The 14,079-nt window shown below is 57.8% G+C and carries 9 protein-coding genes; 1 reads left to right on the top strand and 8 read right to left on the bottom strand.

Annotated elements, in window-relative coordinates; genetic code table 11:
* Positions 1-2 precede the first annotated feature (2 nt).
* Positions 3-1,307, bottom strand: coding sequence for a homogentisate 1,2-dioxygenase (hmgA, locus tag ACRRSD_RS20005; protein ID WP_435034892.1), 1,305 nt, complete (start codon positions 1,305-1,307; stop codon positions 3-5).
* A 164-nt stretch (positions 1,308-1,471) separates the two neighbouring features.
* Between hmgA and ACRRSD_RS20000 the strand changes: the two genes are divergently transcribed.
* Positions 1,472-2,272, top strand: coding sequence for an IclR family transcriptional regulator (locus ACRRSD_RS20000; protein WP_435034890.1), 801 nt, complete (start codon positions 1,472-1,474; stop codon positions 2,270-2,272).
* A 19-nt stretch (positions 2,273-2,291) separates the two neighbouring features.
* On the opposite strand, the gene ACRRSD_RS19995 is transcribed toward ACRRSD_RS20000, so the two are convergent.
* From ACRRSD_RS19995 to ACRRSD_RS19965, 7 genes are all read right to left on the bottom strand, one after another.
* Positions 2,292-4,685 (bottom strand): dermonecrotic toxin domain-containing protein, encoded by a 2,394-nt coding sequence (locus ACRRSD_RS19995; RefSeq protein WP_435034888.1) that lies wholly within the window; start codon positions 4,683-4,685, stop codon positions 2,292-2,294.
* Between the two features lie 177 nt (positions 4,686-4,862).
* Positions 4,863-7,418: a LuxR C-terminal-related transcriptional regulator gene (locus ACRRSD_RS19990; RefSeq protein ID WP_435034887.1), complete on the bottom strand. Its 2,556-nt coding sequence runs from the start codon at positions 7,416-7,418 to the stop codon at positions 4,863-4,865.
* Positions 7,419-7,557: 139 nt separating this feature from the next.
* Positions 7,558-8,925: a DUF1329 domain-containing protein gene (locus ACRRSD_RS19985; protein ID WP_435034886.1), complete on the bottom strand. Its 1,368-nt coding sequence runs from the start codon at positions 8,923-8,925 to the stop codon at positions 7,558-7,560.
* 23 nt (positions 8,926-8,948) lie between these two features.
* The gene (locus ACRRSD_RS19980) at positions 8,949-10,742 is read right to left on the bottom strand and encodes a DUF1302 domain-containing protein (RefSeq protein WP_435034885.1); all 1,794 of its coding nucleotides are present in this window, start codon (positions 10,740-10,742) and stop codon (positions 8,949-8,951) included.
* A 527-nt stretch (positions 10,743-11,269) separates the two neighbouring features.
* Positions 11,270-12,181 carry an SDR family oxidoreductase gene (locus tag ACRRSD_RS19975; protein ID WP_435034883.1) on the bottom strand — a complete coding sequence of 304 codons (912 nt, stop codon included), beginning with the start codon at positions 12,179-12,181 and terminating at the stop codon, positions 11,270-11,272.
* 209 nt (positions 12,182-12,390) lie between these two features.
* Positions 12,391-13,293, bottom strand: a complete 903-nt coding sequence (locus ACRRSD_RS19970; RefSeq protein WP_435034882.1) for an alpha/beta fold hydrolase — start codon at positions 13,291-13,293, stop codon at positions 12,391-12,393.
* A complete protein-coding gene (locus ACRRSD_RS19965; protein WP_435034881.1) occupies positions 13,293-14,075 on the bottom strand; it encodes a class II aldolase/adducin family protein in 783 nt (260 codons plus the stop codon). Before ACRRSD_RS19965 ends, ACRRSD_RS19970 begins: the two co-directional genes overlap by 1 nt.
* Between the last annotated feature and the right edge of the window lie 4 nt (positions 14,076-14,079).

The following is a 14,079-nucleotide window of genomic DNA, read 5'->3' as shown; positions in this document are numbered from 1 at the left end:
GGTTATCTCCGGGTCGGGTCGAACGTGGCGGGCAAAGTAGCCCAGCAGGCGTCGTAATTGGGTTGCAGTTGCGGGCAGTCGAGGGCGAAACGGCTTGGGCGCAGCACCTGACTGGTTTCAAACATGAAGGCCATGGTGTTGTCGATTTTTGCCGGTTTGAGTTCGGCATTGATCGCTCTGGTGCAGGTCTCGCCATCCGGGCCGTGGGCGCTCATGCAGCTGTGCAGCGACGCACCGCCGGGCACAAAACCTTCGGCCTTGGCGTCGTATTCGCCCTGGATCAGGCCCATGAATTCATTCATCAGATTGCGGTGGAACCACGGCGGCCGGAAGGTGTTCTCGGCCACCATCCAGCGCGGCGGGAAGATTACGAAGTCGAGGTTGGCCAAACCGTGCACGCTGGTCGGCGAGGTCAGCACGGTGAAGATCGACGGATCCGGGTGATCGAAACTCACCGTGCCGATGGTATTGAAGCGGCGCAGATCGTATTTGTACGGCACGTTGTTACCGTGCCAGGCGACCACGTTCAGCGGCGAGTGATTAAGTTCGGTGGCCCACAGCTGGCCGAGGAATTTCTGCACCAGGGTGGTCGGTTGCTGCAGGTTCTCGTAAGCGGCGACCGGGGTCAGGAAATCGCGCGGGTTGGCCAGACCGTTGCTGCCGATCGGCCCCAGATCCGGCAGGCGCAGCGGCGCGCCGTGGTTCTCGGCGACATAGCCGCGCGCTTGCGGGTCGAGCAATTCGACACGGAATTTCAGACCGCGCGGCAGCACGGCGATTTCCAGCGGCGCGACTTCCAGCACACCCAGTTCGGTGGCAATGCGCAAACGGCCGAGTTGCGGCACCAGCAGCAGTTCGCCGTCGGCGTTGAAGAACACGCGTTCCATCGAACGGTTGGCGGCGTAGTTGTAGATGCTGATGCCGGCCGGTTTCTCGGCGCCGGCGTTGGCGGCCATGCTCACCAGACCGTCGATGAAATCGGTCGGCTCGGCCGGGATCTCCAGCGGATTCCAGCGCAGGCGATTCGGCGTCACTTCACTCAACGGGCCACCGGCCAGTTGCCGCTCCAGTTTGACAAAGGCCGGGTGATTGGCCGACGGCTGAATGCGGTACATCCACGTACGCCGCGCTTCACTGCGAGTCATGGTGAACGCGGTGCCGGAAAACAATTCGGTATAGAGGCCGTAAGGAGCTTTTTGCGGGGAATTCTGGCCGACGGGCAGCGCGCCGGGCAACGCTTCAGTGCTGAATTCGTTGCCGAAACCGGACTGATATGCCAGCGCCTGGACGGTTGAATCGAGGTTCATGGAGCCTCCTGAACAGGGAGTCGGCAGTGGCCCATCGCTCTGGCTCAGAGGTTTCGGCACGCCGGGGTTGTTATTATCGTAATTCGATTACGCATAACGTAATTTGCTCGCTATCCAGCGTCAAGCTATAAAGACGCCCATTCGTTTCGGAACCCGGCCGCACCATGGAAAAAATCAGCGACAGCAACGGCAAACAGAAAGTCCGCTCTGCCGAAGTCGGCACCGACATCCTCAAGGCCTTGGCCGAGTTGTCGCCATCGACTTCGTTGTCGCGCCTGGCCGAGCACGTGCAGATGCCGGCGAGCAAAGTTCACCGCTATCTGCAGGCGTTGATCGCCTCGGGTTTTGCCGAGCAGAACACTGCCACAAACCACTACGGTCTCGGCCGCGAAGCTCTGCGTGTCGGCCTGGCCGCCCTCAACAGTATGGACGTGCTGAAAGTCGCCGCCCTGCCGCTGGCCGAACTGCGCGACGAACTCAACGAAACCTGCTTTTTGGCGGTGTGGGGCAATCAGGGCGCGACCGTGGTGCACATTGAGCCGGCGGTGCGTGCGGTGACGGTGGTGACGCAACTGGGTTCAGTGCTGCCCCTGCTCAGTTCATCGACCGGACTGGTGTTCAGCGCCTACTTGCCGCCTCGGGAAACCGATGAATTGCGTGACCGCGAAATCGCCGCAGCGGATCATCCGCTGAAGGACGAAAAAACCTACGCAACCCTGTGTGAACAGATCCGCGAACGCGGTCTGCATCATGTGCATGGCTTGTTGATGCCGGGTGTGGATGCGTTGTCCGCACCGGTGTTCAACGCTGTCGGCCAGGTCGCCGCCGTGTTGACCATCGTTGGCCCGACCTCGCTATTCCACGCCGACGAAAACGGCCCGGCGGCGCAGCGGTTGCTGGCGGCGACGCGGGCCGTGAGTTGGCGGATGGGATTTGATGCGGACAGGCACCCGCCCGCCCGCTAGTCAGTATTTTGCAGAGGGCTTACAGCAAAACGGTTTTGCTGTCGCTCGCCGGCTCCTCTGCAAGGATCTCTTCCAGCAATTCCAGGAAGCGCTCGTAGCCGAGCTTCTGACCGGTTGCCGAAGCGACCAGGCCGACAATGGTCTTGCTGTCCCCCATCAGCTGAATCAGGGTTTTCTGCGCCTTGGTCGCTTCCTTGCCGCCAGGAACCAGCGAATACAGATCAAGCAAGGCATCCTTGAAATTGTCGAATGCCGCGGCCCTGTCGCCATATCGGTAGGCTTCGGCGCCATCCAGTACATTCCTGGTGATCTGCACGACGGTGAGGGCCACGCCTACCGGTGGAATTACCAGACTGACCGCGCTTGCCGCCAGGACCGCCGCCTCATACGCCAGCTTGCCGATGACTTCGCTGAGGCTGGTGGTTTGTGCGTCAACATCGGAAATGATCCGTTCAATGCGCTCGTTATAACTCGAGCGTAGCGACAGCACCCGGCTGTTCAACTCAAGCACTGGAGGTTTTTCAGAGATATTGGTGAACTCCACATTATTAATGAAGGTTCCCATAATCGGTTGATCTACATACTTTACCCGCTTATATAAATACTGACCCAATCCACGTTCCCTGATGGACTCAAAGAGCTGGCTCAATGGGCGAAAGTTAACCCCGTCAGGTGCGTTAGGCGTGTAAAGAACCTCATTAATCTTACCGTTCTGCACCAACCTGAAAACATACACTCCTTCAACCAGGCATCGTTTCACGTGAAACTTGAAGACCGCACTAGATTGCACAGTAGAAGGGACTTCACCGTAAGGTGGAAAAGATGACGAAGTGCCTGTATCAAACTTATCGATCAGCACGCCAATTTGATCGGCCACCTGACTGGACAGCTCGCCGGCAAAATAGCTGGATAGCACCGCACGCGTCATTTCCGCATACTTCGTGCGGAAGTGAGCCTCCCGCTTAAACTCATAATCCGGGTGCAACCGATTCAAATAGTCGGCACGCAGCATGGCGATGTACTGTTCTCCCGGACGCAAAGTCCTGGACCAACTCGCTACCTGACGTATATCCAGATTACGCAGCAGAGGATGTTTCGCACCCAGGCGCAAACGAGGATAAACCCCAACAAGTTCTCCGCCGCCCTCATGGGCATAAAACGGAGTCTCTTTAATGATCAGATCACTGAGAGAAACTTTCTCTCTTTCATTTAATTCAATATAAATATCATCAGGATTTACCTCTACATTTTCACCAACGTTTTTTAGTAGATCCTCAATTCTTTGTTTGATCAGGTTATAACAGAAGCGTTCGTAGGTCAGGACTCCCGCTTCGCGTGTGCCTACCGTGTAGAGCGCTTTAAGCTCGGTATGCAAGCGAGCGAATAGCTGACGCGTCTCCCCTGACGACTCGCGATAGACAGCCGGATACGCCTGTTCTTGTTGTTTCCGATCCCACTCCAACTGATGAAACATCGGTTCTGCAAGAATCCCTTCGGGACCCGCAGACCATTCCTTGAACGTCAATCCCTTCCAGGCACTGGGGAGTTGTCGCAGCGTTGTCGCATATTTCGCCAGTACCCCCTTCTGGTCAGGATCTGCCTGCGAAGACAGATACGCCATACCCCGGTCAGTACGCACCCAATCCAGGACCGTGGTAACAATACCGTCGCTATTGGGAAACTCATACCAGTCACGCCCGTCAGGCGAACCGGGTGCAAACAGCACACAGTTGCCGAACGGTCTGGCTTTCTCACGGAAAACCATCAGATCCCTGAAACTGAATCGGTAATTATTAACCACCACGGCAGACGCTGAAATACTCTGATCGCCGCGCATGAAGCGGTCGACCATGTCCATGTTCTGTCGCTTGAGGTGTCCTTGCAAGGTTGCGGCAAATACGCTGTACGCGATCCGCGCGCCGAGAGCCTCAATCAAGATGATTTGCAGATCATATTCATTAAGCGCTTTACGACGCGCCTCTCGAAAGTCGGAACGTATATCAATATTAGAGAGCCAATTTTCAACTTTTGCAGAGGTCAACCCTGAAGGCACCGGCCCTTCGAAAGCCATATCAAATCGATAATTACGATCATGCAGACCAAACAGCGCCAGCTCCACAAATGTACGTTTGTCCTCTTGAACCAGAGAACGTTGGCCAACTTTTATTTTATAGCGGCAAGTCACTTTGATCTGCTCTGGATCAATCGACACACCCAGCGCACTATTTACCCAATCTTTAGCACTGGCAGCGGCAAAGGTTCTCAAAGAGGCCGTCTTACCGAGCAGACCATCACGCTGGCGTTCCAGCTCAACCAGTTGCTGCATTAAATCATCATGTTGCTTCAGATCTTGCTCGCTGACGCGTGACAACCACACCGGCCGAAGAGCTGCAGACTCAATTAAATCACTCATGTTCAACTCCTTTTTTTGCACTAATAAAATGACATCAGGTCACTTATCGAATGCAACAAAGTTATCGAACACGCGCAACCATTAAAACCACACAGACGTTACTTCAGATTTTAAAAAGTCATAAAACATCTCCGAAAAATATTCAGACAGATAAATATCACTTTACCCGTAACAAACTCAAGACAGATCCAGACCCAACAACTTGGCACTCGCAACCGCTTGCGTTCGACGCTTCACACCTAGTTTTCCATGTATCCGTCTCGCATGAGTTTTTACCGTATGCAAAGAGATATAAAGTTGATCGGCAATTTGTTGATTGGAATATCCTCTGGCAATCAGGCACAACACTTCCAACTCACGCTGACTGAGTAAAGCGCTATGAGTCAATGTCTCGGCACCAGGTGCTTCAGCAACCTTTTCCAACAACGACAACAGGCTCGGCTGGCGCAATTTCAGTTCATGCAGGGCCTGATGCAGCCCATGCTGGCTGACCCGTTCAAGCCCCTGTCGCAAGTGCTGGCGTGCGCCAGCTTGATCACCCAGCGAAAAGGCGGCCTCTGCCATCGCCAGATGCAGGTCGGTTTCCAGCGAGATCATTTTGCATCGTTGCGCCGTCTCAAGCAGACGCCCGAGCTCGACCATCGGGTTGCAAGCCGTACCTGAACCCACCTGCGCAAGGACTAACAGGTATTCAACTCGCGGAATCAGCTCAAGTGTCGCTGGCGGGGCCTGCAATGCCGCTGAGCCTTGATAATGCCGCAACAATCGCGTCATCGCCTCGCATGCCAATTCGGCACGTCCTTGCTGCAACCAGAACAGGCTGCTGACCTGTAACACCACTCCCCGATAAACCGTGTCTGGAATCTGCCGTTGCTGCATCAGTCGCTCGGCGTCACGCAGCCATACAAACGCGGCGTCGTAATCGGTCTGGTTGGCGGCCAGTTGCGCCAGTCCCAAATAGCCGTAAAGAACACGCTTGTCACCGTTGCGTTTGCAATCCTCAAGTCCGGAGTTGAAGAACGCTGCTGCCGATGCCTCCTGCCCCTGACTCAACGCAAGACGCCCTCGACGCAGGGCTATCCTTCCCCTGAGCGGTGTCAGCCGATTCGGTTGTCGGGCGAGCAAATCATCAACGCCCGCCAAGAGGCTTTCGGCGCGAGATGCCGCGCCACGCTGCTCGAGTAATTGCGCATGATCAAACTCAAGCAGCGCTTCGAAAACCAGCGAACCGTGCGCCCGAGCCAGGCACAAGCCTTGTCGGTTGAGCGCGTGGGCCACGTCGAGTTGACCTCTCAACAGCCCCTGCTGAGTCAACCCGGACAGACACATCACCCGCGCGATCCAATTGTCGCCATCAAGGGTCTCCAATGCCTGCGAGAAGTGTTCATGGGCGCCATCCATCCGCCCTTCCAAATGACATAACCAGCCCTTCAGCGTTTGCCAGCGGGCGATCAATTGCTGCTCGAGCGCTGCCGAGGGCTGCGGCATGAACCGTGAGAGGTGGGCGATGCTCCGAACCGCCTGCCCGAAGCGACCGGCAAACAGCAACGCAGCAGTAATCAACCCGACCAACTGAGGGGTACCCATCGTCAGCTCTTCACCCTGGCACTCATGCAGACGTAACAGCAGCACCACCGTCTGCTCCTCGAACAAGTGCTCGAAACTGAAGTGCTGCAAGAGACTGACTGCGGTTTCGAACTCTTCGGCAAGCAATGCCTGTTCAAACGCTGAACGCCAGTCATGCCTGAGCGCAAACCACTGGCATGCCCGGCGGTGCCATGAGCGGCCGGCCGGCCAATGTTCATCCTGCATCACCCGTGACAGCAGTGGAAAAACCTGCAGCCAGTCGGCGGAATCCTGCCAAGGCTCGATAAAACATCCGAGAACTTGAAGTGAACGCAGGCTTTGCGCCCCCTCTCCGGCACCGAACAAGTGCTCACACAGTTCAGCGTTGAAGCGCGGCAAATCAGCCAGTACCCGCCAGACTTCCGCCAACTCTGGCGTCAGACTGCTAAACAGTTCGTGCTGCAGATAATCCAGCAACGTTTCCACCCGTTGCTGCGGCTGGGTGCTTTGCGCCCAGTCGCATTTTTGCAGCAGCGCCATGCGCACCCCGGCGCACCAGCCACCGGTTCGATGGACGATCCGGGTGGCCACTCTGGCAGCTTGCTCCGCTGACAAATGTTTCAATGCCTGGGCGATCTCGTTCTGGGTCAGCGCCAGCGTCGCGTTTTCGCATTCATACAATTCGTCATCCAGCAGCAACCGTGGCCAATTACATGGCGGCCGTCGGCGCGTAGCGATCCACCAGATCAATGCCGGACTGCTGAGCGCCAGCAAGCGGTCCAGTAGCGCATCGAGTGCCGGGGCGGGGAGCCGACAGTAGTCGTCGATAAACAGCCAGGTGGGTGTCGACCAGCGTGCCAGAGCAACCGTCAACTGCGCCTCATCCATCTCGGCCAGCCCCAACGCCTGACTCAGCCGCCGACAGAACGCCTCGGCACTCAAGGACACGCCCATCAATGGCAGCCAGTGCACTACACAATGTGCCGGCGCCTGTAACAGGCACTCCGAGAGCAACGCGCTTTTGCCACTGCCGGCCGGCGCACAGATCAGTCTGATCCGTGCCACCGACGTCAGTAGCGGTTCGCTCAAACGCGGGCGGAGCTGATGATGGGAAGAAAGTCTGGGCAGAAATCCGGGGCGATCCAGACAAGCAGTCATGGCGGTCATCGGGTGAGCCTTTTTATCGTTGTGCCCTCACCCTAGCCCTCTCCCATGGACTTGTTGACGAGTATTCAGCGCGCTGATTGACGCCCATAAAAAAGGCGACCGAGCGGTCGCCTTTTGTCTTGGCCTTGTATCAAAACCGTTACCGCACGCCCTCTGCGCGCAAGGCCGATGGCGTGTAGTCGGCAGCCTTGGCTTCGAAGCCGAACTCGAAACTGTGCTTCTCTTCGTTCTTCATCCCCAGGGCAATGTATCGACCGGCGATGATGTCGTAGAGCGCTTCAAGGGTGTAAGCCTGCGCCTGGTGATCGTAGTAATACTGCGCGTGACCTTCGGCAACGCGCCACAGTTGTCCGCGACCGTCATAGTGGTCAGCGAGCGCCACCTGCCAGCTGTCTTCATCGATGTACATGTGACGCTTGGCGTAGATGTGCCGCTCGTTCGGTTTCACCGTGCCGATCACTTCCCACACCCGGTGCAGTTCGTAACGGGTCAGGTCCTGATTGATGTGCCCCGCCTTGACGATGTCGTCGTACTTGAGGCTCGGCGAGTCGAGTTTGTAGCTGTTGTACGGGATGTACATTTCCTTTTTGCCGACCAGTTTCCAGTCGTAGCGATCCGGAGCGCCGGAGAACATGTCGAAGTTGTCCGACGTGCGCAGGCCATCGGCGGCGGTGCCCGGGCCGTCATAGGCCACTTGCGGCGCACGACGCACGCGGCGCTGACCGGCGTTGTAGATCCACGCCAGACGCGGCTCCTTCACCTGATCGAGGGTTTCGTGCACCAGCAGCACGTTACCGGCCAGACGTGCCGGCGCGGTCACCGACTGCTTGAAGAAAGTCAGCACGTTGGCGGCTTTTTCCGGGTCGAGATCCTTCATCAGTTGCGGCACGGCGATCTCTTCTTCGAAGCGGATCGGCGTGTAGCTGCCGTTGGTCTGCGGTGTCACTTGGGTGATGATGCGCCGCAGGTTGCCGCCGTGATAACGGGTGATGTGGTTCCACAGCACCTCCACACCGTTCTTCGGAATCGGAAAGGCGTAGTAGCGGTTGCCAGTGAAATTGGCCAGGCCGTTACCATCGTTAATGCTGGTGACATTAAGCGCACTGCGCTTGGCTGACTCGTAGATTTCCGCTGGTGCGGCGACCGTGCGATGGGTCGGATAAACCGGGATCCTGTAGGTTTCCGGGTAGCGTTTGAACATCGCCACCTGGCCATCGGAAAGCTTGTCCTTGTACTTGTCGACATTGGCCGCGGTGATGGTGAACAGCGGTTTTTCATTGGCGAACGGGTCGGCGAGGAAACCTTTGCTGTCCACCGCCCCGGCATTTTTCGGGATGCCGCCGCTCCATGCCGGAATCGAACCGTCAGCGTTGCCGGCCTTCTCGGCGCCGAGCGGGGTCAGGCTGGTGCCGAGTTTGTTGGCCTCGTCTGGCGACACCGCCGCCATCACATTGGCTGCCAGCAGACTCAGGGCCAGCACACCACATTGCAGAATCGTTTTGCGCATTGCAGTCATCCTTCTCGGGCAGATCAGAAGTTCACGCCGAAGCTCAGGGCCACGAAGTCACGGTCTTCGAGGACGTTGTAGTCGCCGCCGAAAAAGTCGGTGTAACTGAGGCTCGCGGTGTAAGTGTTGCGGTAGTCGGCATCGACGCCGACGCTGATCGCTTTCGCGCCTTCGTTGAACAGCCCGTTGGGGCCGTAACCGGCGACGTCATGCGACCACGACAGGTTGGGTTTGAGGTTGATCCCGCCGATCACGTTGGCGTAATCGAGGATCGCCCGGGCGCGGTAGCCCCACGAGGTCGAGGTGACGAAACCGTCGGTGTCGCCGCCGAAACCGTACTGGCCGTACACCGAGTCGCGGCCATAACGCAGCTTGTTGCGCGACTCCAGGCCGCCGACCCGTACCACCGCCGCTTCACCGACCAGGGTCAAGCGTTGAGCGCCCCAGACCTGATCGAAAAAGTGCGTGAGGGTGCTCTGGATTTGTGTGACCTCTTTGCGCCGATAGCCTTTGTTGTCCGCTCCCGGTGACGTCGAAAGTGGCGACGCCGTGCCACCCGCAATCGGGTTGAGCAGCGCCAGCGTCAGGTCGTTGGTGTTGACCTGCACCGGAGCGTTGGGCCGGTAGCTGATCTCACCGGTCCACGCGGTACCGGTCGGCAAGGTAGTGGAGAAACTGGCGCCGTACAGACGGATGTCTTCCGGATAGTCGAGGTAGTACTGACCGCGTCCGAGCATCACGCTCTGCGCCAGACCGGAACCACTGCCAGGTGCCAGGCCATTGGCGATCCCGACCATGCCCGGCAATGCCGCCAGCGTCGACAGGCCGGCCGTGGTGGTGCCGACGGTCGGCGTACGGCTGTGATAGTTCATGAAGTAGAGACCGTACTCAGTGTCGTCACCGAGCCAGCGCAACGCCGTGCCCCACTGCCCGGAATCCCGCGCATCACGGTCGCCGCCACGGGGGATCACCACGCCTTCGCGAGTCACCTGAATGCCTTGGCCAAAGGCCTGAGTCAGCGGGACAAACGGTGCGATCGCCGGGTTGCCGACGGTGTAGCCGTTGTTGCAGCCGTCAGCCGCCACGTCGACACCGAAGAAGGTGCCGCAGTTGTCGAGAACGGTCTGGTCCCATTCCAGTTGATAGAAACCTTCAACGGTCAGTTGATCGGTCAGACCTTGCGAGCCAAACAGCATGTTGACCGGAATCAGACCTTCCTTGATCTCCGCTCCGGGGCGCCGAAACGCTGAAACGTCGATCGGGTTGATGCTGTTGATCGAGTTGCCGATAAACGTACTTTCGCCCCAGCTCACCACCTGTTTGCCGGCGCGCACGGTGCCCGGCAGATCGGCAATGGAATAGTTGTGATAGACGAACGCATCGAGAATCTGCGCGCCGGAAGATTTCGCCCCTTCCTTGCGGCCGCTGTCGCTGATCGGCTTGAACTCGCGGTCTTCGTCTTTCAGCTCGAAGTCATACCAGTACTTGCCGCGCACGAAGACACCGGTGTCGCCGTACTTGAGTTCAAGGTCGTGAATGCCTTTGAAGATTTTCGAGAAGGTCTCGCCCTTCTTGAAATTCAAACGCCCGTCATCACCGGTCGAAGATTGCCCGGTACCCCCATTGACCGTGCCGACCAGCGACTTGTCGGCATCACGCATGCCCCAGCTCGCACCGATCGATAGCGATGAGTCGAAGGTGCCCTCGATCTCGCCAATGTTGAACGCAACCGCTTGCGCCTGGGCGCAGCAACCCAGAGCCACCGCGGCTGCCAGCGCCTGCGGTGTGAAGATGGCGCGCATTGTTGTTTTTGTCATGCGTCTTCCCCGGTGAGTGACAGAAGGCCCCACCCTACTGCCGGGCAACCGCGTCGATAAGCGCACCAAGGAGGTATTCGTGTTGTCGCTCGAAAGGATGAATGGCCTTGCAGGATGGGGCTTTGCGCCGTTCATGGATTGGCTGGATGGAGGGTCATCAGTGCAGTGCATGGTGCACATCGGATCACGGGACTGTTGCATGCTCCGCAACAGTGCATGTCCGGAATCGGTATTTTTCCTACGCGTTCAAGACCTTATTCTGAACGCGCTTTCACGGGACACGCCGCAAAGCACGAAGCACTGGCCTTTGAGAACTCAGGCCATTGCTGACAGATTTCAGATAAATCGAAGACTTCGGTTTATCGCCCCGGTGTTCACTGACGTTGATTTGTAGCTCCTTGATCCAACGTCTTACCTTGGCCGCTGCGTTTGCAGCGGCCTTTTTTATGGGCAATAAATTTTGTGCAGAAGAGGTTTTCAGAGGGATGACAGGACCCAGATGAATCCTGTCGATTGATGAGTAGGGATCAGAGTGAATACTTCTGCAAATTCGCCATCATTTCCTTCAGCGCCTCAATATTGTCCTTCGGATGCGCCGCCCCTTCGAAATCACAAATCTGCTGCCAGTGCGCCGCGACATCTTCTGGCGAGAAACCCGCCCGTGGATCAAACCCAGCACCGAGGCTGCGTTCCCAGCGCACCTTACCCATCCAGCCGCCACCGACCTCGAACAGCCCCGACGTTTCCTGGCATTGTTCACTGGCCAGATACACCACCAGCGGGCTGACCAGTTCCGGTTTGAGTTGCTCGAACACTTGCGGCGGAATCAAGCCTTCGGTCATGCGCGTGCCGCCGGTAGGCGCGATGGCGTTGACGAGGATGTTGTTCTTGCGACCTTCGATGGCCAAGGTGCGGGTCAGACCGTAAAGGCCAAGTTTGGCCATGCCGTAGTTGGACTGGCCGAAATTGCCGTAGATGCCGGAGGTCGAGGCGGTGAAGATCACCCGGCCGTAGTTTTGCTCGCGCAGGTGTGGCCATGCGGCGCGGGTGACTTTGTAGGCGCCTTCGACGTGGACGCGGTAAACCAGATCCCAGTCGGCGTCGTCCATTTTGTGGAAAGTCTTGTCGCGCAGGATTCCGGCGTTGTTGACAACGACATCGACCCGGCCGAAGGCATCGAGGGCGTTCTGCACCAGTTTGTCGCCATCGGTGACCGAGTCGTGATTGGCTTCGGCGATACCGCCAGCTTCGCGGATTTCTGCGACGACGCGGTCGGCAGCCGAAGCATTGGCGCCTTCACCCTGGGTCGAGCCGCCGAGATCATTGACCAGCACCTTGGCGCCTTGTTTGGCAAACAACAATGCGTGGGCGCGTCCGAGGCCACCACCGGCTCCGGTGACGATGACAACTTTATCTTCGAAACGCACAGACTCATTCATCGCAGCAACTCCAGCAGGCCAGTATTGATCCTGAGTGTCAGGCACGGGGCTTTGAGTCACAACGAACACGGCTGAGGCTGAATGGTGTGCGATAAGGTTGGGGGATGATGAGGGCGTCAAAGAAACAAAAGATCAAAAGATCGCAGCCTGCGGCAGCTCCTACACAAATCCAATGTAGGAGCTGCCGCAGGCTGCGATCTTTTGATCTGTCAGGAGCATGCCACTTTGCGCGGTGGCAGCACAAAACGCTCACGAAACTCCAGGTAATGCTTGAGCACCTGTACCGGCGCTTCGGTCTGTGGATAGTGGCCGATGCCCGGCAACAGCACCGTGTCCGCGTCGGCGATCAATTCACGGTAACGCTCGACCATGTGTGCCCCGGAAATCGGATCGACTTCGCCATCGATCACCCGCAACGGCACCTCACCGCGCTGCATCGCCGTCACCCAGCGATCACGCTGCACCCGACGCTCGGGAATGTAGCCGATCAATTTATGCATGATACGTGGCCCGCGATTACTGTCGACCAGGCTCCAGAAATCGTCCAGTTCGCTTTCGCTCGGCCGGGTTTGCGCGCCGAAGATCTGCCGGAAGCTTTTCACCAGAGCATCGCGGGTGAACGCGCGACCGATCATCCAGCCCAATGGGCTAAGCAGCAGTTTCTGCATCAGCACCGGGCGATGGGTTTCCGGAAATAATCCGCCATTGAGAAACACGCAACTGGCCACGTTGATCTTGTCTTCGTAATGGCGGGCGAGCAATTCCTGCGCAACGCTGTCACCGTAATCATGCGCCAGCACATGCACCGGTTGTTCGACCTGCAGATGCGCGAGCAACGCCTGCTGGAGATCGGCCTGCTCAAGCAAACTGTAAGTGTGATTGATCGGCTTGGCCGAATCACCAAAGCCGAGCATGTCGCAGGCAACCACCCGATAACGCTGGGCCAATGGTTGCCACAGGTAGTGCCAATCCCAACTGGCGGTCGGAAAACCGTGGATCAGCAACAGCGGCTCACCCTGCCCCGCCGTCCAGTAGCGAATCGGCTGGCCACGAAAGACAAACGTCTGGCTGCGTTTACGCCAGACACACAGAGGAATCTCGGCAAGAGGCATTAGAGTTTATATCCGGGGTCTTGTTTATCGAGTTTGCGCAGCAGCGCCGGCCAAGCCAGCGCACCACCCATGCCTTGAGCACTTTTGGTGACGCCGGCGATCATCGCTTTGGCGCCCGCCAGAATGTGCGGTTCGATAGCGATGAGTTCCGCGCCGCCGGTTTGCGCCATGACCTGAATGTCGCAGGCGCGCTGGAAGGTGAACATCATCAGAAACGTATCGGCGATGGTGCCGCCACAGGTCAGCAGACCGTGGTTGTGCAGCATCAGGAAATTGTTCTCGCCCAGATCGGCCTGCAACCGCGCCTTCTCTTCGTGATTCAGCGCCACGCCTTCATAGGCGTGATAAGCCAGACTTGAGAGAACGAACAGCGACTGCTGACTGATCGGCAACACCCCCTGCTTTTGCGCCGACACCGCGACACCGGAAGCGGTATGTGTATGCAGCACGCAAACCACATCGTGCCGCACTTCGTGCACGGCGCTGTGGATGGTGTAGCCGGCGGGGTTTATCTCGTAGGGGCTGTCCATGAGTTTGTTGCCGGCCTGATCGACTTTCACCAGGCTCGACGCGGTGATCTCATGGAACATCAGACCGAACGGGTTGATCAGGAAATCTTCGGTGCCCGGCACCTTGGCGGAAATATGCGTGAAAATCAGATCGTCCCAGCCATGCAGCGCGACCAGACGATAACAAGCGGCGAGATCGACACGGGCCTGCCACTCTGCGGCGCTGACCTGGTCTTTGACATTAAGGGACGATTGGACGGGGGCTACGCTCACTGTA

The organism is Pseudomonas neuropathica (genome assembly GCF_051174785.1).
GTDB lineage: Bacteria > Pseudomonadota > Gammaproteobacteria > Pseudomonadales > Pseudomonadaceae > Aquipseudomonas > Aquipseudomonas neuropathica_A.
The sequence above is the reverse complement of the archived record's forward strand: the minus strand, read 5'-3'. Positions and strand labels throughout refer to the sequence as shown.